The 17942-nt window shown below is 72.0% G+C and carries 16 protein-coding genes; 12 read left to right on the forward strand and 4 right to left on the reverse strand.

Annotated elements, in window-relative coordinates:
- Positions 1-18: 18 nt before the first annotated feature.
- From RGQ06_RS17235 to RGQ06_RS17245, 3 genes are read left to right on the forward strand one after another with little or no spacing between them, the layout of a single operon-like run.
- Positions 19-777: a glycerophosphodiester phosphodiesterase gene (locus RGQ06_RS17235; protein ID WP_432429956.1), complete on the forward strand. Its 759-nt coding sequence runs from the start codon at positions 19-21 to the stop codon at positions 775-777.
- Positions 774-2276 carry a long-chain-fatty-acid--CoA ligase gene (locus RGQ06_RS17240; RefSeq protein WP_432429957.1) on the forward strand — a complete coding sequence of 501 codons (1503 nt, stop codon included), beginning with the start codon at positions 774-776 and terminating at the stop codon, positions 2274-2276. The genes RGQ06_RS17235 and RGQ06_RS17240 overlap by 4 nt, the downstream gene beginning before the upstream one ends.
- Positions 2277-2282: 6 nt before the next feature.
- The gene (locus RGQ06_RS17245) at positions 2283-2621 is read left to right on the forward strand and encodes a TraR/DksA family transcriptional regulator (RefSeq protein WP_432429958.1); all 339 of its coding nucleotides are present in this window, start codon (positions 2283-2285) and stop codon (positions 2619-2621) included.
- A 14-nt stretch (positions 2622-2635) separates the two neighbouring features.
- Here RGQ06_RS17245 and RGQ06_RS17250 read toward each other — a convergent pair whose 3' ends face one another.
- A complete protein-coding gene (locus tag RGQ06_RS17250) occupies positions 2636-4051 on the reverse strand; it encodes an FAD-binding oxidoreductase (protein WP_432429959.1) in 1416 nt (471 codons plus the stop codon).
- Positions 4052-4082: 31 nt separating this feature from the next.
- Between RGQ06_RS17250 and RGQ06_RS17255 the strand changes: the two genes are divergently transcribed.
- A complete protein-coding gene (locus RGQ06_RS17255) occupies positions 4083-5675 on the forward strand; it encodes a gamma-glutamyltransferase family protein (RefSeq protein ID WP_432429960.1) in 1593 nt (530 codons plus the stop codon).
- 23 nt (positions 5676-5698) lie between these two features.
- Here RGQ06_RS17255 and RGQ06_RS17260 read toward each other — a convergent pair whose 3' ends face one another.
- Together RGQ06_RS17260 and RGQ06_RS17265 are read right to left on the reverse strand one after the other, a co-directional pair.
- Positions 5699-6520: a crotonase/enoyl-CoA hydratase family protein gene (locus tag RGQ06_RS17260; protein WP_432429961.1), complete on the reverse strand. Its 822-nt coding sequence runs from the start codon at positions 6518-6520 to the stop codon at positions 5699-5701.
- 54 nt (positions 6521-6574) lie between these two features.
- On the reverse strand, positions 6575-8020 hold the full coding sequence (locus RGQ06_RS17265) for a phytoene desaturase family protein (RefSeq protein WP_432429962.1): 1446 nt from the start codon (positions 8018-8020) through the stop codon (positions 6575-6577).
- A gap of 378 nt (positions 8021-8398) precedes the next feature.
- On the opposite strand from RGQ06_RS17265, the gene RGQ06_RS17270 reads away from it, so the two are divergent.
- From RGQ06_RS17270 to RGQ06_RS17300, 7 genes are all read left to right on the forward strand, one after another.
- Positions 8399-10108 (forward strand): ABC transporter substrate-binding protein, encoded by a 1710-nt coding sequence (locus RGQ06_RS17270; RefSeq protein ID WP_432429963.1) that lies wholly within the window; start codon positions 8399-8401, stop codon positions 10106-10108.
- Between the two features lie 42 nt (positions 10109-10150).
- A complete protein-coding gene (locus RGQ06_RS17275) occupies positions 10151-11101 on the forward strand; it encodes an ABC transporter permease (protein WP_432429964.1) in 951 nt (316 codons plus the stop codon).
- Positions 11088-12053 (forward strand): ABC transporter permease, encoded by a 966-nt coding sequence (locus tag RGQ06_RS17280; protein WP_432429965.1) that lies wholly within the window; start codon positions 11088-11090, stop codon positions 12051-12053. The genes RGQ06_RS17275 and RGQ06_RS17280 overlap by 14 nt, the downstream gene beginning before the upstream one ends.
- 23 nt (positions 12054-12076) lie before the next feature.
- Positions 12077-13180, forward strand: coding sequence for an ABC transporter ATP-binding protein (locus RGQ06_RS17285; RefSeq protein WP_432429966.1), 1104 nt, complete (start codon positions 12077-12079; stop codon positions 13178-13180).
- Complete coding sequence (locus tag RGQ06_RS17290) at positions 13180-14217, forward strand: ABC transporter ATP-binding protein (protein ID WP_432429967.1); 1038 nt, start codon at positions 13180-13182, stop codon at positions 14215-14217. Before RGQ06_RS17285 ends, RGQ06_RS17290 begins: the two co-directional genes overlap by 1 nt.
- 31 nt (positions 14218-14248) lie before the next feature.
- Positions 14249-14857: a TetR/AcrR family transcriptional regulator gene (locus RGQ06_RS17295; RefSeq protein WP_432429968.1), complete on the forward strand. Its 609-nt coding sequence runs from the start codon at positions 14249-14251 to the stop codon at positions 14855-14857.
- Between the two features lie 118 nt (positions 14858-14975).
- Positions 14976-15452: a peptidylprolyl isomerase gene (locus RGQ06_RS17300; protein ID WP_432429969.1), complete on the forward strand. Its 477-nt coding sequence runs from the start codon at positions 14976-14978 to the stop codon at positions 15450-15452.
- Here RGQ06_RS17300 and RGQ06_RS17305 read toward each other — a convergent pair.
- Positions 15449-16273, reverse strand: a complete 825-nt coding sequence (locus tag RGQ06_RS17305) for an enoyl-CoA hydratase/isomerase family protein (RefSeq protein ID WP_432429970.1) — start codon at positions 16271-16273, stop codon at positions 15449-15451. The genes RGQ06_RS17300 and RGQ06_RS17305 overlap by 4 nt on opposite strands.
- A gap of 16 nt (positions 16274-16289) precedes the next feature.
- On the opposite strand from RGQ06_RS17305, the gene RGQ06_RS17310 reads away from it, so the two are divergent.
- On the forward strand, positions 16290-17942 hold the full coding sequence (locus RGQ06_RS17310; RefSeq protein ID WP_432429971.1) for an AMP-binding protein: 1653 nt from the start codon (positions 16290-16292) through the stop codon (positions 17940-17942).

A 17942-nucleotide genomic window follows, 5' to 3' on the forward strand; every position in this document is an offset into this window, starting at 1 on the left:
CGCTACCGTCGGCCCCCGATGCCCTCGTTCCCGTTCCTCGACCACCCCGGGCCGATCCCGTTCGCCCACCGGGGCGGCGCCTCGGAGGCGCCGGAGAACAGCCTCCCCGCGTTCCAGCACGCCATCGACCTCGGCTTCCGCTACCTGGAGACCGACGTCCACGCCACCGCCGACGGGATCCTCGTGGCCTTCCACGACGACGTCCTCGACCGGGTCACCGAGCACCGGGGGCGCATCGACGAGCTCACCTGGTCCGAGGTCTCCGACGCCCGGATCGACGGCCGGGAGCCGATCCCGCTGCTCGAGGACATCCTCACCACCTGGCCTGACGCACGGGTGAACATCGACCCCAAGGCCGACTCGGCCGTCGAGCCCCTCGTCGAGGTCCTGCGCCGCACCCGCGCGATCGACCGGGTCTGCGTCGGGTCCTTCTCCGACGAGCGGATCGACCGCGTGCGCGACGCCCTCGGCCCCGAGCTGTGCACCGGCATGGGGCCCGACGAGTTCGTCGGGCTCATCCGCGCGTACCAGGGCGAGGAGGTCACGTTCCGCTCCCAGGCCGCCCAGATCCCACCGCAGGACCACGAGGGCCGGCCGCTGGCCAGCCGCGAGCTGGTCGAGGTCGCCCACGCCAACGGGATCGTCGTGCACGTCTGGACCATCGACGACCCCGACGAGATGCGCTCGCTGCTCGACGCCGGCGTCGACGGGATCATGACCGACCGGCCCGCCGTGCTCCGCGAGGTCTTCGAGGAGGGGGGGATCTGGCACCCGTGAAGGTCCCCCTCACCACCCTCGACCTGCTCACCCGCGCCCGCCGCTACTTCCCCGACCGGATCGGGGTGATCGACGGCGACCAGCAGTGGACCTACGCCGAGTTCGCCGACCGCTGCGACCGCCAGGCGAGGTACCTCACGGACGAGCTCGGCGTGCAGCGGGGCGACGTGGTGGCCTGGTTGTGCGGCAACACCCACGAGCTGCTCGAGGCGTACTACGGCGTGCTGCTCGCCGGCGCCGTGCTGCTCCCCCTCAACATCCGCCTCGCGCCCGCCGAGCTGCGCAGCGTGCTCGACCAGTCCGGCGCGACGGTGCTGTTCCGCCACCCCGACCAGCCCGACCCGGACGCGCCGATCCGCCAGGTCGTGCTCGGCACCGACTTCGAGGAGGCACTCGCCCGCCAATCGGCCGGCGCGGTCGAGCCCGACGTCCGCGACGAGGACGACCCGGCCGAGATCTTCTTCACCAGCGGCAGCACGGGGATGCCCAAGGGCGCCGTGCTCACCCACCGCAACCTGTACCTGCACGCCGTCCACAACGCGCTCACCAACGCCATCACCGGCGACGACGTCATCCTCCACCTGGTGCCGCTGTTCCACGTCAACGGCTGGGGCACCCCGCACTACCTCACCGGGCTCGGCGGCACCCACGTGATGCTCCCCCGCTTCGACGCCGGCGAGGTCCTGCGCCTGATCGAGGCCCACGGCGTCACCCGCCTGTTCGCCGTCCCCGCCATGGTGCGGATGCTGCTCGACCACCCCGACGTGGCCACCCGGGACCTGTCCTCGGTGCGCACCGCATCGATCGGTGGGGCGCCCGTGAGCCCGGCGATGCTCACCGAGATCGAGACCGCGTTCGGGTGCACGGCGATGTGCGGCTACGGCATGACCGAGGCCAGCCCGACCCTGACCCGCTCGCTCGACAAGCCCGGCGAGGCGCCCTCCGCCGAACGGCGGTCCACCACCGGTCTGCCGATCGTCGGCGCCGACGTGCGGGTGCTCGGCGACGGCGACGTCGAGGTCCCCTGGGACGGGGAGACCGTCGGCGAGGTGTGCGCCCGCTCCAACCACGTGATGTCCGGCTACCTGGATGCCCCCGAGGCCACGGCCGAGGTGATCCGGGACGGCTGGCTGCGCACCGGGGACCTGGCCATCGTGCGACCCGACGGCTACCTGCAGATCGTCGACCGCAAGAAGGACCTGATCATCAGCGGCGGCGAGAACATCGCCACGCCCGAGGTCGAGCACGCCCTGTGCGAGCACCCCGCCGTCCGCGAGGCCGCCGTGGTCGGCCGGGCCGATGCCCGCTGGGGCGAGGTGCCCGTCGCCTACGTGTCCCTGCACGCCGGCGCCTCGACCGGCGAGGACGAGCTCATCGCCTTCGTCCGGGAGCGGCTCGCCCACTTCAAGGCACCCAAGGGCGTCGTCATCCTCGGCGAGCTGCCCAAGGTCGGCACCGGCAAGATCGACAAGAGCGGCCTCCGGGCGCGGGCGGACTAGTCACCCATGCACCCCGGTCACGCCGAGCGGCTCGCCGAGGAGCGGGCCCGGACCGTGCGCCAGATCGAGTCGCTCCAGGAGAGCTTCGACGACATCGTCGCCGCGTCCGAGCAGGTCGCCACCGACGACGAGCACGACCCGGAGGGCCACACCATCGCGTGGGAGCGCCAGCAGGTGGCCGCCCTGCTCACCTCGGCCCGGACCCGCCTCGGCGAGCTGGACCTGGCCATCCGGCGGGTCGAGGGCGGCGACTACGGACGCTGCGAGGTCTGCGGTCGCCCCATCCCGGACGAGCGCCTCGAGGCCGTCCCCACCGCCGCCACCTGCGTGTCCTGCGCGGACTAGTCACCCCGGGCTGGTCACAGCAGCACGTTCGGGTTCAGGATCCCGTCGGGGTCGAGGGCGGCCTTGATCGCCCGCATGCCGGCGACGTCGCCGGCCGAGCGGTCACGCACCAGCCACGACCGCTTGGCCGTACCGATCCCGTGCTCGGCGCTCACCGAGCCGCCGTCGGCCACCACCCGGCCGAGGACGGCGTCGGCGACGGCATCCCGCGCAACACCAGCCCTGCCAGTTCGGAGAGGGCCAGTTCGGGGAGGGCCGGGGCCGGACGGCGTGGTCACGTTGACGTGGAGGTTGCCGTCGCCGAGGTGGCCGAAGATCCACACCTGTGCATCGGGGTCGACGGCACGGATCAGGTCGGGGACCTGCTCGACGAAGCGAGCCAGGCGTGGCGAGGGCACCGTGACGTCGTACTTCCGGGGCACCCCGAGGCGGGCGATGGCCTCCGTGTGGGCCTCCCGCACGTGCCAGAGGGCGACGGCCCGGGCTGCGTCGGTGGCGACCGCCACGTCGAGCACGCCCGGATGGGCCTCCAGGGCCGCAGCCAGCGCGTCGGTCGGGTCGGGCGGCCCGACCGCCTCGACCGCCACCTGCACCGGAGGCACCGGATCCAGCACCGGGACGACGCCGGTCTGCTCGGCGACGAGGCGGGCCCCGTCGGCGAGCACCAGCTCGGCGGCCTCGAGCGTCGGCACCGCTCTGCGCAGGTGACCGACGAGGGAGACGGCGTCGGCCACCGTGGCCAGCCCGATCAGGCTGGTCACCGTCGGACCGGGTGCCGGGACCAGGGCGAGGCGGACCCGGGTCACGACGCCGAGCGTGCCCTCGCTGCCGCAGAGCAGGCCGGCGAGGTCGTAGCCGGTGTTGTCCTTGACGAGCCCGCCCAGGCGAGACACGACGTCACCGGTGCCGAGCACCGCCTCCACGCCGAGCAGCTGGTGGCGCGTCGTGCCGTGCCGGAGCACCCGCAGACCGCCGGCGTTGGTGGCGACCGTGCCGCCGATGGTGGCGGAGTCCCGCGCCGCCAGGTCGACGCCGTAGCGCCAGCCGGCACCCGCCGCCGCCCGCTGCACCGCGGCCAGGGTCTCCCCGGCGCCGGCGGTGAGCTGACCGGCGTCAGCGTCGACCTCGGTGATGCCGGCCAGGCGCGACGTGGAGAGCACCACCTCCCCGGCGAGGGGCACGCCGCCGCCCACCAGGCCGGTGTTGCCGCCCTGGGGGACGAGCGCGATCCGGTCCCGGCGGCAGGCGGCGACGACCTCGGCCACCTCGTCGGTCGAGCCGGGTCGCACCACCGCCGGGGACGACCCGACGAAGCCGCCGGTCCAGTCCACGACGTGGGAGGCCACGACGTCGGGGTCCACGAGCACGTGCTCCTCGCCGACGACGGACCGGAGCGCGCGCAGCATCGAGCGCAGTCGGTGGTCCTCCACCTGCCAAGTGTGCCCGGTACGGTCCGCCGGCGTGCCCGCCCCCCTCGTGCCCTTCCACACGCTGCGCGCCCGCAGGGGCATGGTCTGCAGCGTCGACCACCTCGCGTCCGGCGCCGGAATCGGTGTGCTCCGGGCCGGAGGCAACGCCGTCGACGCCGCCATCGCGACCAGTGCGGCGCTCGCCGTCACCACCCAGCACATGTGCGGGATGGGCGGCGACCTGTTCGCCCTCGTCCACCACGCCGACGGCCAGGACCCGACCTGCCTGAACGCCAGCGGCCGGGCCGGATCGGGTGCGGAGGCCAGGCAGCTCCGCGACGAAGGCCACACCCGCATGCCCACCGACGAGGACATCCGGGCCGTCACCGTTCCCGGCTGCGTCGACGGCTGGGTGACGCTGCACGAGCGCCACGGGCGCCTGCCGCTCGCCGACGTGCTCGAGCCGGCGCGGCTCCTGGCCGAGGAGGGCTTCCCCGCCTCTCCCCTGCTCGCGTTCATGGTGCCCCTCATCGAGCGGGTGGACGGCGCCGACGACTACACCCGCCAGCCGGTGCACGAGGGCACGGTGATCCGTCGGCCCGGCGCGGCCCGCACGCTGGCCGCGATCGCCGCCGACGGGCGCGACGCCTTCTACGAGGGCGAGTTCGGCGAGGGGCTGCGCCGGATCGGCGGCGGGCTGTTCACCGCCGAGGACCTGGCCCGCTCCCAGGCCGACTGGGTGGCGCCGCTCGGCATCGACCTCTGGGGGCACCGGGCCTGGACCGTGCCGCCGAACAGCCAGGGCTACCTCAGCCTCGCCGCGGCCCGGATCGCCGAGCTCGCCGGCTTCGGCCCCGACCGGGCTCACCGTCCGGGCAGCGAGGAGTGGGCCCACCTGCTGGTCGAGGCCGCCCGCCTCGCCGGTCACGATCGCCTCGACGTGCTCCACGACGGAGCCGACGGCGACGCCCTGCTCGCCGACGACCGCCTCGCCCCGCGTGCCGGCCGCTTCGACCCGGAGCGCCGCGCTGCGCCCGTCGCCCCCGGCGGCGACGGCGACACCATCTACCTGTGCACCGCAGACGGCGAGGGCCAGGCCGTCTCGCTCATCCAGTCCAACGCCCGCGGCTGGGGCGTCCACCTCGCCGTGCCCGAGGTCGGCATCTTCCTGCACAACCGCGGGCAGGGCTTCTCCCTCGAACCCGGGCACCCGGCCGAGTACCGGCCCGGCCGCCGGCCGCCCCACACCCTCGCCCCCGCCCTCGTCCAGCGGGCCGACGGCACCCTGCGCGCCGTGCTCGGCACCATGGGCGGCGACACCCAGCCCCAGGTCGTGCTCCAGCTCCTGGCCCGCCTGCTCGTCGCCGACGAGGACCCGGCCCGCTGCATCGGCGCACCGCGGTGGCGCCTCGGCGACGGCGGCTTCGACACCTGGGAGGGCGAGGGCCCGGGGCTCGTCGGCGTCGAGCGCGGCGCCCCGGAGTCCTGGGTCGACGGCCTGCGCCGGCGGGGCCATGAGGTGTCGGTGCAGGACCCGTGGAACAGCGGCTACGGCCACGCCCACCTGATCGAGCGCGCCGAGGACGGCACGCTGGCGGGTGCAGCCGACCCCCGCGCCCTCACGGGCGCGACGGCCACCTGGTGATCAGCGGCTGACCATCTCGCAGATCAGCTCGGGTCGGTGAAGGACGGGTCGCGCTTCTCGAAGCCCGACATCACGGCCTCGACCTGGTTGGGGCTGCCGATCAGCGCACCGATCTCGCGTCGCTCGTCAGCGAACTGCTGCTCGATCGGCACCAGTCCGGACTGGTTCAGCAGGCGCTTGGCGGCCCGCACGGCGTCGGGGCTCTTGCCGGCGATCTCGGCGGCCAGCGCCTTGGCCTCGGCCAGCGGGTCGGTGGCGACGCGGGTGGCGAGGCCGATGCGCACGGCCTCCTCGCCCTCGACCATGCGGCCGGTGAAGGTGAGCTCCTTGGCGACGTCGAGGCCGACCAGGCGCCGCAGCATCCACGTGCCGGTCATGTCGGGCACCAGGCCCCACTTGACCTCGAGCACGCTCATGCGGGCGTCGGGGGCGATGATCCGGATGTCGGCACCGAGGGCGATCTGGATGCCGCCGCCGAGGGCCACGCCGTGGATGGCGGCGATGACGGGCACCGGCACCTCCTGCCAGACGTGCGCGACCTGCTGGCCGAGGTGGGTGATGCGATCGCCGGTCTCTCCGATGGCGCCCATCGACGCCGTGTCGCCGTCGTCGGCCTTCGGTCCCTCGGCCATCGCCTGGAACGAGCCGAAGTCGAGACCCGAGCAGAACGCGCGACCCTCGCCGGAGAGCACGACGGCCCGGATGGAGCGATCGGCCTTCACCGTCTCGCCGGCCTCGGCGATGGCGGCGAACATCGCGCCGTCCAGCGCGTTCATCTTGTCCGGGCGGTTCAGCCGGACGTGGGCGACGCCGTCAGCGACGTCGATCTGGACGCGATCGCTCATGTCTGCACTCCTGTCGGTGGGGCGGGTTCTGGTCCCGAGCGTTGCCAGTCTGGCCTACGCCGCGTCGGTGCCGAGCCAGCGCAGCGTCGAGCGAGCGGCATGGGAGCCGCACATGCCGTGCACGCCACCGCCGGGCGGGGTGGACGCGGAGCACAGGAACACGCCCTCGACCGGGGTGGCGTAGGGGTCCAGCGCCGGCCACGGGCGCAGCACCAGCTGCAGGCCGCCGTGGGAGCCGCCGGAGATGTCACCACCGATGAAGGTCGGGTTGTAGCGGGCGTACTCGGCCGCGGTGATCACGTGCTTGTCGATGACCAGGTCCCGGAAGCCGGGGGCGAAGCGCTCGATCTGATCGGTCATGCGCTCCGACACGTCCAGGGTCGAGCCGTTCGGCACGTGGGCGTAGGTCCAGAGCGTGTGCTTGCCCTCCGGGGCCCGGGAGTCGTCGAACAGGCTCTGCTGGGCGGCGAGCACGAAGGGCCGGTCGGGGTGGCCGCCGGCCGCGGTGATCTTCTCCGACAGCGCCAGCTCCTCGTAGGTGCCGGCGAGGTGGACGGTGCCGGCGCGTCGGGCGTCCTCGTTCGCCCACGGGACGGGGCCGGACAGCGCGAAGTCGACCTTGCACGCGCCCGGGCCGTGGCGGAACCGCTCCAGCCGGCGCCGACCGCGGGCGTCCAGGCGGTCGCCCGCCATCGGCACCAGCTGGCGGGGGCTGATGTCGGCGATCACGGCGCGGTGCGGCGGCAGCTCGTCGAGCGAGGCGACGTGGCAGTCGGTGACCACGGTGCCCCCGAGGTCCTCGAGGTAGGAGACCAGCGCATCGGTGAGCTTCTGGCTGCCGCCCCGCACCATCGGCCACCCGCGGGCGTGGGCGAGGCCGCCGAGCATCAGGCCGAACGACGCGGTGAGGATCCGGTCGAGGGGGAGGAACGCGTGGGCGGCCACGCCGGCGAACAGGGCCCGGGTCTCGTCGGTGCGGAAGCCGGCCGACACCGACTCGGCCCGCCGGATCGCCTGCAGGCCGAAGCGGGCCATCGAGATCGGGTGGCGGGGCGGCCGCACGACCGGGCCGAGCAGGTGCGCCTCGACGTCGTCCCAGTGCTCGACCAGCGGCCCGAACAGGGCCTCCCACGCCGTGCCGTCGACCCCGGCCGCCTCGACCGTCTCGGCGATCGACCGGTGGAACACCCCGGCCCGGCCGCCGTCGAGCGGGTGCACGACGGGGATGTCGGGGTGGACCAGCTCGCAGCCGTGCTCCTCGAGGGGCACGCTGCGGAAGAACGGCGACCCGGTGGCGAGCGGGTGGATGGCGGAGCACACGTCGTGGTGGAAGCCGGGGCCGGTCAGCTCCGCGGTGCGAGCCCCACCCCCCGGGGTCTCGTGGGCCTCGAGCACGGTCACCGAGCAACCAGCCCGGGCCACCTCGATCGCAGCGGCCAACCCGTTGGGGCCGGCGCCGATCACCACCACGTCCACCGCGTCGCTCATCGGGTCGCTCATGGCCCCAGCCTGGCCCGTGCCGGCGGTGGGCGCACCCGTGCAGGCAGCGACCGAGGCCTCCGCAGCACGCAGCGTGTGCGCTCGCTCACGCCCCGACCGATCGGCTGTCCGCTTCGCGGCGCTCGTCCGGTTCGGTCGCAGGTGGGCTCTGTGACGAGTCCATGACGCACGTCTGGGGTGCGCGACGGGCGGGCACCCCTGTGCCTAGTGTCACCCGGGCTGGGGAACCTGACCGACCGGTCAAGAACGTTCGCCGGCGCTATTGACACTGTGCCAACAAGGGACTTAGCGTCCCGCAGACGTGACCGTCGCCACCCGAGGGCGGTGCACGAACCAGGGCGTGCGGGACCCTCCCGACGCCGAGACCAAGGGGGAAATGTGACGAGCCGAAACTCGACGCGCCGGTGGATCCGGTTGCTCGCGCTGCTGCTGGGGTTGTCGATGTTCGCTGCCGCGTGCGGCGACGACGACGACGGCGGCGAGGGCGCCACGCCGGACGACGGCGCGGAGACCGAGACCGAGGACGGCGTCGACTCGACTCCGGAGGACGCCGAGGGCGATCCGGTCATGGGCGGCGAGCTCACCTACGCCCTCGAGGCCGAGACCAACGGCGGCTTCTGCCTGCCCGAGGCCCAGCTGGCCATCGCCGGCATGCAGGTCGCCACGACCGTCTACGACACGCTGACCAAGCCCGACGCCGACGGCGAGATCCAGCCGTACCTGGCCGAGTCGGTGGAGCCCAACGAGGACTTCACCCAGTGGACGATCACCGTCCCGGAGGGCGTCACGTTCCACGATGGCTCCCCGCTGGACGCCCAGGTCGTGGCCAACAACCTCGACGCCTACCGCGGCGCCTACGAGGGTCGGAACCCGGCCCTGTTCGTGTTCGTGTTCCAGAACATCGAGTCCGTGGAGGTCGTCGACCCGATGACCGTCCAGGTCAACATGGTCACCCCGTGGACCGCCTTCGACTGGTTCCTGTGGAGCTCCAACCGCGTCGGCATCCTGGCCCAGGCCCAGCTCGACGACACCGAGACCTGCGGCACGAACATCATCGGCACCGGCCCGTTCCAGCTCGAGAACTGGACGGTGAACGAGGAGTTCGTCGCCACCAAGTTCGCCGATTACTGGCTGACCGACGAGGACGGCAACCAGCTGCCCTACCTGGACTCGATCACCTACGTGCCGATCCCCGAGATCGCCAGCCGCGGCAACGCCCTCGAGTCCGGCCAGGTGGACGTGCTCCACACCTCCGACACCGAGCAGATCGCCCAGCGCCTGCAGGGCCTCGCCGACTCGGATGAGATCAAGCTGCTGGCGACCGATGCGTACGGCGAGGTCAACTACCTCATGCTGAACCAGTCGCAGGCGCCGTTCGACAACAAGAACGCCCGCCTCGCGTTGGCGCACGCGCTCGACCGCCAGCTGCTGATCGACGTGCGCGGCGGCGGCATCGGCCAGGTCGCCGATGGCCCCTTCGCCGAGGACGTCACCGGCTACGTCGAGGACCCGGGCTACCCGCAGTACGACGTGGAGCTGGCCCGCCAGTTCGCCCAGGCCTACGAGGACGAGACCGGGCAGCCGCTCGAGTTCTCCTACACCTTCGTGTCCACGGAGTCCGGTCAGCTGACCGCCCAGGAGATCCAGACCCAGCTGGCCGACGCCGGCATCACGATCAACCTGGATCCGGCCGGCGACCAGGCCACCACCATCAACAACGCCCTGGCCGGCGACTTCCAGGCCGTGGGCTGGCGCAACCACCCCGGCGCCGATCCGGACACGCAGTACAACTGGTGGGCCACCGGCTCGCCCGTGAACTTCGGCCGCATCGACGACCCGGAGCTCCAGCGCCTGCTCGACGAGGGTCGCCAGGCGCCCCCCGGCGAGGAGCGCGAGGGCATCTACCAGGACCTCACCCGGCGCTTCGCCGAGGAGGTCCACAACGTGTGGACGTCGACGACGGTGTGGGCCATCGCGGCCGAGCCGAACGTCCAGAACCTGCTCGGCTACGGCCCGCAGGGTGGCTCGGGTGCGTTCCCGGGCCTGGGTACCGGTCACGACGTGACCGGCATCTGGATCAGCGAGTGATCCAGCGATGACCCCGAGGCTGACGAGCAGGAAGCAGGATTCGTGAACAACGCACTACGGAAGCTGGGACAGCTCGCACTCGTGCTGTTCCTGGTGACCCTGTTCACCGCCCTGCTCGTCAGCCTCCTGCCGGGCGATCCGGCCGAGGTCATCATCCCCTTCGGCGACGAATCGGACCGGGAGGCGCTCCGCGAGGAGCTGAACCTCGACGACCCCCTCCCGGTCCGCTACGTCGCCTGGCTCGGTGACTTCGTCACCGGCGACATGGGCAACTACTACCGCCAGAGCATCACCGAGCCGGTCGCCGACCGGGTCACCCAGGCGGCACCCGTCTCCCTCCTGCTCATGCTCTACGCGCAGGTGCTCGCCCTCGTCATCGCCATCCCGCTGGGGGTGATCACGGCGCAGCGGGCGGGCAGCTTCTTCGACAAGTTCACCAACACCACGGCCTTCGGGATCCTGGCCATCCCCAACTTCGTGCTCGCCCTCGTGCTGTCCTACGTCGTGGGCGTGGAGCTCGGCTGGCTGCCACCCCAGGGCTACGTGCGCTTCAGCAACGACATCGGCGAGCACTTCCGATCGATGATCCTGCCCTCGATCAGCCTCGCCGCCGGCCAGGTCGCCGTGTACATGCGCCTGCTGCGCACGGACATGGTCGCCACCCTGCAGGAGGACTTCATCCTCATGGCCAAGGCCAAGGGGTTGTCCAACAAGCGGGTGCTGTGGCGCCACGCCCTGCGCCCCTCCAGCCTCACGCTGCTCACCGTCGCCGGCCTCAACGTCGGCACGCTCGTGGGCGGCGCGCTCATCATCGAGATCATCTTCACCCTGCCCGGCATGGGTGTGCTGATCTTCCAGGCCATCAGCGAGCGCCAGTACGTGGCGATCCAGTCGCTGGTCGCCCTCATCGCCGTCGGCTACGTCCTCGTGAACGTCTTCGTCGACATGCTCTACGCCGCCCTCGACCCGAGGATCCGCAGTGCCCGAGGTTGAACCCACCTCCGTCAAGATCGACCCCGCCGCCGGCGAAGGCCCCGACGCCGCGCTCCGCCACGACGACCCCGACGGCACGGTCACGCTGTCCAAGACCAAGCGCCTCGGTCCCATCGGGTGGCTGGCCATCATCTGGCTGGGCCTCGTGGCCCTGATGGCCTTCGTGCCCCAGCTCTTCCCCGTGCCGGGACTCACCGAGCGGTTCCCCGACGCGCTCCGCGACCGCGACTTCGGACCGACCGCGGGCCACCCGCTCGGCTTCGACACCTCCGGGCGCGACCTGCTCTCCAAGCTCGTCTACGGCACGCGCGCCTCGATGATCGTGAGCGTGCTCGCCGTCACCTTCGGGCTCATCGTCGGCGGCACCTTCGGCCTGATCGCCGGCTACTTCCGCGGCAAGATCGACACCGTCATCACCAACGCGTTCAACGTGGGCCTCGCCATCCCCCAGCTGGTGCTCGCGATCACGCTCGCCGCGGTCTTCGCCAGCGACGCCAACGCCGGCTACGGCCAGCGCGTCCTGGTCGTCACCTTCGCCATCGGCTTCGCCTCCATCCCGATCCTCGGGCGCATCACGCGGGCCAACACGCTCACGTGGGCCAACCGCGAGTTCGTGATGGCCGCCAAGACCGTCGGGGCCAGGACGCCCCGCATCATCATCCGCGAGGTCCTGCCCAACGTGGCCCCGGCCATGTTCTCGATCGCCCTGCTGGGCATCGCCATCGCCATCGTCGTCGAGGGCGGCCTCGCCCTGATCGGCGTCGGCATCCCGGCCGACATCACCTCGCCGTCGTGGGGCAACCTCATCGCCACCGGGCGGTCCCAGATGCTGCTCGGCGAGGCCGCGCAGGTGATGACTGCATCGCTGATGGTGTTCTTCACCGTCCTCAGCCTCAACTACCTGGGCGACGTCGTGCGGGCACGCTTCGACGTCCGCGACAGCGCACTCTGACCAAGAAGGAAACAGGGGGGAACGTGGCCCGACGTCGCATCGTCGCCGAACCATCGAAGGACCAGACCGAGCCGCTGCTCGTCGTGGACGACCTGCACACCACGTTCCGGACGCCGTCCGGACGGGTGCGGGCCGTCAACGGGGTGAGCTTCGAGCTGAAGCAGGGCCGCACGCTCGGCATCGTGGGCGAGTCCGGCTCCGGCAAGTCGGTGCTGTCCCGCACCATCATGGGGCTGCTCCCGTCGAACAACGTGGAGGTGACCGGCTCGGCCCGCTACCGCGGGAACGAGCTGGTCGGCGCCAAGTCCAGCGTGCTGCGGTCCCTGTGGGGGTCGGAGCTGTCGATGATCTTCCAGGACCCGATGACCTCGCTGAACCCGGTCATGCGGATCGGCAAGCAGATCACCGAGGTTCTGCGCCACCACCTCGACATGAGCAACGACGAGGCCGAGGACATGGCCGTGTCCCTGCTCCGCTCGGTGAAGATCCCCGAGCCCGAGAAGCGGGTGCGCCAGTACCCCCACGAGCTGTCCGGCGGCATGCGCCAGCGCGTCGTCATCGCCGTCGCCCTGGCCTGCGGCCCCCACCTGCTGTTCGCCGACGAGCCCACGACGGCCCTCGACGTGACCGTGCAGGCCCAGATCCTCGACCTGCTCGACGAGCAGCAGCGCGAGCGCTTCATGTCGATGGTGCTGGTCACCCACGACCTCGGCGTCGTCGCCGGCCGGGCCCACGACATCGCGGTGATGTACGCCGGCCGCATCGTGGAGATGGCCCCGACGCGGACGCTGTTCCAGAACATGCGCATGCCGTACACCCAGGCGCTGTTCGAGTCGATCCCCAAGCTCGACCTGCCGAGCCACACCCGGCTCACGGTCATTCCCGGTCGACCGCCGGACCTCGTGAACCCGCCGACGGGGTGCTCCTTCGCCCCCCGCTGCGAGCGGGCCCAGGCCCGGTGCCTCGAGGAGCAGCCACCGCTGATGGAGGCCGAGACGCCCGACCACCGCTACGCCTGCTTCTACCCCGTCGGCACCCCCGAGGGTGACGAGGCGCTGGCCGAGAACCGACGTCGCGGGTACCAGGCCGCCGGCGTCCCCGTGATGATCCAGGAGAAGGCGAGCTGATGGCTGGTACCGGTACCGCGCACCTCCGACCCGAGGCTGACGTCCTCCTGCGGGTCGAGGACCTGCGAGTCGAGTTCCCCTCCGGCCGTGGCCGGGTCGTCCACGCCGTGTCCGACATCAGCTTCGACATCGCACCCGGCGAGACCCTCGGCCTCGTGGGCGAGTCGGGGTGCGGCAAGTCGACCACGGGCAAGGCCATCATGCGCCTCAACCCGATCACCTCGGGCCGCGTCGTCTTCGACGGCCGCGACCTGGCCAAGCTGAGCGGTTCCGAGCTGCGCAAGGTCCGCCCCGAGCTGCAGATGATCTTCCAGGACCCGGTGTCCTCGATCAACCCGCGGCGCCGGATCTTCGACGTGGTCGCCGAGCCGCTCAAGGTCTGGGACCGCATGGACGGCGCCGAGGAGCTCATCGACCGGGTGCTCGACGACGTCGGGCTCACCCCCGAGATCGCCAAGCCCAAGCGGCGCCACGAGTTCTCCGGCGGCCAGTGCCAGCGCATCTGCATCGCCCGCGCCCTGGTGCTCGATCCCAAGCTGATCATCTGCGACGAGCCGGTGTCCGCGCTCGACGTGTCCGTGCAGGCCCAGATCCTGAACGTCCTCGAGGACATGAAGGAGCGCTACGGCCTCACGATGATGTTCATCGCCCACGACCTCGCCGTGGTGAAGAACATCTCGGACCGGGTCGCGGTGATGTACCTCGGCAAGATGTGCGAGGTGGCGTCGCCCGACGACCTGTTCGCCAGCCCGGCCCACCCGTACACGGCGACGCTGCTGTCGGCGATCCCGATCCCCGACCCCGACGTCGTCCCCTCCGCCATGGACCTCGACGGCGAGCTCCCGTCCCCGCTCGACCCGCCGTCGGGGTGCCGGTTCCGCACGCGCTGCCCACGAGCCGCCGAGCGATGCACCACCGAGGAGCCGCTCGTGCGCGAGGTCGGCCCCGACCACTACGTCGCCTGCCACTTCCCGCTCGTCGGCGAGGAGGCACCTCCCGAAGCATCCACTCCGGTGGAGGTCGGATCCCAGCAGTGATCGACCGGCCGGAGGGGGGACCGAGGCCGTGGTGAGCGAACAACGCAGATCGAGGACGCGGCTCGACCCCGCGGTCCGGCGACGTCAGATCGCCGAGGCTGCGGCGCGGGTCTTCGCCGAGCACGACCCGAGCGAGGTCTCCTTCGAGCTGATCGCCGACGAAGCCGGCGTGTCGCGCAGCCTCGTCTACTCCTACTTCGGTGACCGCGGCAGCCTGTTCGCCGCCGCGTACAACCACGAGCTCGAGCGGCTCGACACCGAGATCGACGGCGCGCTCGAGTCCCTCGGCTCGGACCGGGAACGGCTGGCCCGGGCCGTGTCTGCGTACCTCGGGTTCGCGTGGCGGCACCGCACGTCCTGGCAGCTCATCGCGTCGGCCAGCTCGTCGCGCCACCCGGCCGTGCGCGAGGCGATCCAGGCCCGCACCGACCGCATCGCGGCGTCGATCACCGACACCCCCGAGGCCCGGCTCCTCGTCCGCGGGGTGATCGGCATGCTCGAAGCAGCGGCGATCCACACCCTGGAGAACGATGAGGTCGATCCCGACGGGCTCGCCGAGCTGCTCACCCAGATCATCTGGGACGGCATCTCCTCCCTCGACGGGAACGGCCCCCGCGCCCCGGAGGCACCGCCGGAGTAGGCCGCCGGAGCCGAGCCGAAGGCGAGGCGACCCATGTCACGGTGCCCTGTGGCGGCGGAGCCGCCAGAACCGATCCGAGGTGGGACGCAACCGTCCGGTACACCTACAGTCGCGCTCCATGGCCAAGCCCTACGACATGCAGATCGACCTCGACACCGTCTACGAGGTCACCATCGACACCGACAAGGGCACGATCGTCGGCGACCTCGACCCCCAGCTCGCCCCCAAGACGGTGAACGAGTTCGTCAGCAAGGCCCGCGACGGCTTCTACGACGGCCTCACGTTCCACCGCGTCGTGCCCGACTTCGTCATCCAGGGCGGCGACCCCGAGGGCACCGGCCGCGGCGGCCCGGGCTACAAGTTCGAGGACGAGCCGGTGAAGGGCGAGTACACCGAGGGCGCGTTCGCCATGGCCAACGCCGGCCCGAACACCAACGGCAGCCAGTTCTTCATCACCATCGACGACTGCACCCGCAAGCTGGACAAGCTCTACAACCTGTTCGGCTACGTCACCCAGGGCATGGACGTCGCCAAGTCCATCGCTGTGGGCGACACCATGAAGACGGTCGAGATCGAGGAGAAGCCCCGCTCCTAGCGGTTCTGGAACTCGGGGGGCCGCTTCCCGAGGAAGGCCTGGATCGCCTCGGTCGAGTCCTCGGTGAACGACGACAGGATCTGGGTGCGGTTCTCCAGGTCGATGCCGGCCTGCAGGCTCGGGATCTCGAGCTGGCTCCACATCACCTCCTTGGTCATCCAGACCCCGAAGGGGCTGTTGGCCACGACGTTGTCGGCGATCTCGAGGGCGGCGTCCACCACGGCGCCGTCCTCGACGACCTTGGTGACGAGGCCGAGGTCGTCGGCCTCCTGCGCGTCGAAGATGCGCCCGGTGAGCAGCAGCTCGAAGGCCCGGCCGGCGCCGATGAGCCGGGGCAGCATCCAGCTCACCCCGATGTCGCAGCCGGAGAGGCCGATGCGCACGAAGGCCACGTTGAAGCGGGCCGACGTGGCGCACACGCGCACGTCGGCGCCGAGCGCGAGGGCGAAGCCGCCCCCGGCCGCCGGTCCGTTCACCGCCGCGATCACCGGCACCTTCAGCGAGCGCAGGTGCGGGATCAGGGTGGCGATGTGCTGCTGGGTGGCCAGGCCGCGCTGGGGGCGACCGAGCTCCTCGGTGCCGGGCACCGCCGCGCTGCCCTTCAGGTCGAGCCCGGCGCAGAACCCCCGGCCGGCGCCGGTGAGGATCACGCAGCGCAGGTCCGGGTCGGCGGCGACCTCGTCGAAGCGGTCGTGCAGCTCGGACACCAGCTGGTGGTCCATCGCGTTGAGGCGCTCGGGGCGGTTCATCGTCAGCAGGCGCACGCCGGGTCGGATGTCCTCGGCGAGCACTGTGGTCAGGTCGGCGGAGGGAGTGGCCATCGGTGCATACTTCCATGTGCCCGACCCCAGCCCCGTCGCCGCCGACGAGCACGCCATCGCCACCCTGCAGGAGGCCATCGCCGAGGTCGTGCCCGACCGCGAGTGCATCGTGTGGCGGGATCGCAGGCTCACCTGGCGCGAGGTCACCGAGCGGTCGCGGCGCCTGGCCAACGGCCTCCTCGACGCCGGGGTCGGCGGCGAGGTGGTGCACGACGACGACGCGCCGGGCTGGGTCAGCCCTCACGACCACATCGCCCTCTACCTCACGAACGGCAACGAGTACCTCGAGGCGATGCTCGGCGCGTGGAAGGCCGGCGCCGCAGCCATCAACGTCAACTACCGCTACACCGCCGAGGAGCTCGCCTTCGTGCTGGCCGATGCCGGTGCGGTCGCCGTCGTGTACCACGCCCGCTTCGCCCCCGTGCTCGCCGCCGCGCTCCCGCACGTGGCCTCGGTGCGGCTGCTCGTCGTGGTCGACGACGGCAGCGGGACCGAACCGATCGAGGGCTCGGTCGGCTACGAGGCGTTCCTCGCTGCGGCCGACGCGGGACGTCCGGGCGTGACCTGGTCCCCCAGCGACCGCTACGTCGTCTACACCGGCGGCACCACCGGGAACCCCAAGGGTGTCCTGTGGCGCCAGGGCGACTTCCTCCACACCGCCCTCGGGATCCGCGGCAGCCAGGCGGAGCTGGTCGAGCGGGCCCGTCGCCCGGATCGACCGCGTGCGCTCCCCGCTCCCCCGTTCATGCACGGCGCGGCCCACTGGAACGCGCTGTCCTGCCTGCTCGCCGGCGGCACGGTGGTCATCCAGCACGACACCGACCACCTCGATCCGGCCGACGTCCTGGACACGTGCGAGCGGGAGCACGTGTCGTCGCTGCTCATCGTGGGCGACGCGTTCGCCCGGCCGCTGCTCGACGAGCTCCGCTGCAGCGACCGGGACCTGTCATCGCTTCGGGTGCTCATGACCGGCGGCGCCGTCCTCTCGCCGGCGATCAAGGCCCAGATCGTCGCCGAGCTGCCCACCCTGCGCATCGTCGACATCCTCGGCTCATCCGAGACGGGCCGCCACGGGCTGGCCAGCACCGACGCCGACGTCGGCGCCGAACCCGGCGTGTTCGCGCCGTCCGACACCACGGTGGTGCTCGACGAGACCCGAACCCGCCAGCTGGTGCCCGGCTCGCCCGAGCGGGGCTGGCTGGCCCAGCGGGGGCGGGTGCCGCTCGGCTACCTCGGCGACGAGGCCAAGACGCGGGACACGTTCCCCCGCGTCGACGGCGTCGTCCACGCCATCGCCGGCGACCGGGCCCGGCGGCGAGCCGACGGCGCGATCGAGCTCCTCGGGCGGGACTCGGTCACCATCAACACCGGCGGCGAGAAGGTCCATGCCGAGGAGGTCGAGCAGGCCCTCAAGGCCCACCCGGCCATCTACGACGCACTGGTCGTGGGCCGGCCGAGCGAGCGGTGGGGATCCGAGATCGTGGCGGTCGTCGCCCTCGACGCCCGGGCCGATGGCCTCGATGTCGACGCGGTCCGGGCCGCGGCCGGCGAGCACCTTGCCCGGTACAAGCTGCCCAAGGCCTTCGTCGTGGTCGACCGCGTGCAGCGCAGCGCCAGCGGCAAGCCCGACTACGCCTGGGCCAGCCAGGTCGCCGCCGGGGAGGCCTGA

This window comes from Salinilacustrithrix flava (assembly GCF_041228405.1).
Classification (GTDB): domain Bacteria; phylum Actinomycetota; class Acidimicrobiia; order Acidimicrobiales; family Salinilacustritrichaceae; genus Salinilacustrithrix; species Salinilacustrithrix flava.

Coding starts and splice junctions, on each gene's coding strand:
- RGQ06_RS17235 (WP_432429956.1), top strand. CDS start 19: ATGCCCTCGTTCCCGTTCCTCGACCACCCCGGGCCGATCCCGTTCGCC.
- RGQ06_RS17245 (WP_432429958.1), top strand. CDS start 2,283: ATGCACCCCGGTCACGCCGAGCGGCTCGCCGAGGAGCGGGCCCGGACC.
- RGQ06_RS17260 (WP_432429961.1), bottom strand. CDS start 6,520: ATGAGCGATCGCGTCCAGATCGACGTCGCTGACGGCGTCGCCCACGTC.
- RGQ06_RS17265 (WP_432429962.1), bottom strand. CDS start 8,020: ATGAGCGACCCGATGAGCGACGCGGTGGACGTGGTGGTGATCGGCGCC.
- RGQ06_RS17290 (WP_432429967.1), top strand. CDS start 13,180: ATGGCTGGTACCGGTACCGCGCACCTCCGACCCGAGGCTGACGTCCTC.
- RGQ06_RS17300 (WP_432429969.1), top strand. CDS start 14,976: ATGGCCAAGCCCTACGACATGCAGATCGACCTCGACACCGTCTACGAG.
- RGQ06_RS17305 (WP_432429970.1), bottom strand. CDS start 16,273: ATGGCCACTCCCTCCGCCGACCTGACCACAGTGCTCGCCGAGGACATC.